Raw genomic sequence first — 553 nt, 5'->3', positions numbered from 1 at the left:
TCCACGGTGTGGCGCTGACCATCGACAACGGCAAACGCCTGCTCGACGACGTGACCTTCGCGGCGTCCCCGGGCAGTCTCACCGCCGTCATCGGTCCGTCCGGGGCGGGCAAATCCACGATCGCCAAGGTCGTATCCGGCACCACCGCACCGAGCGACGGCGTCGTCGAATTCGACGGCCGCAGTGTGCATTCGGACTATCAGTCGCTCCGGTCCCGGATCGGGCTCGTGCCGCAGGACGACGTGCTGCACCGCCAGCTCACGGTGCGCCAGGCACTCGGCTATGCCGCGGAGCTGCGCCTGCCGCCCGACACCGACCGCGCCGATCGCGACGAGGTCATCGAACACGTGCTTTCCGAATTGCATCTGACCGCGCACGCCGACACCCGGGTCGACCGGCTCTCCGGCGGTCAGCGCAAACGCGCGTCGGTGGCACTGGAACTGCTCACCGGTCCGTCACTGCTGATCCTCGACGAGCCGACCTCCGGGCTCGACCCCGCGCTGGACCGGCAGATCATGACGACCCTGCGGCGACTCGCCGACCTCGGCCGCGT

Annotated in this window: 1 protein-coding gene; it reads left to right on the top strand. The window is 69.4% G+C overall.

What is annotated here, in order from left to right:
- The coding region (locus Q8814_RS26450) for an ABC transporter ATP-binding protein (RefSeq protein WP_330154866.1) at positions 1 to 553 on the top strand (553 nt) is incomplete at both ends.

Source organism: Rhodococcus chondri (assembly GCF_036327435.1).
GTDB classification, from domain to species: domain Bacteria; phylum Actinomycetota; class Actinomycetes; order Mycobacteriales; family Mycobacteriaceae; genus Rhodococcus; species Rhodococcus chondri.
The sequence above is the reverse complement of the archived record's forward strand: the minus strand, read 5'-3'. Positions and strand labels throughout refer to the sequence as shown.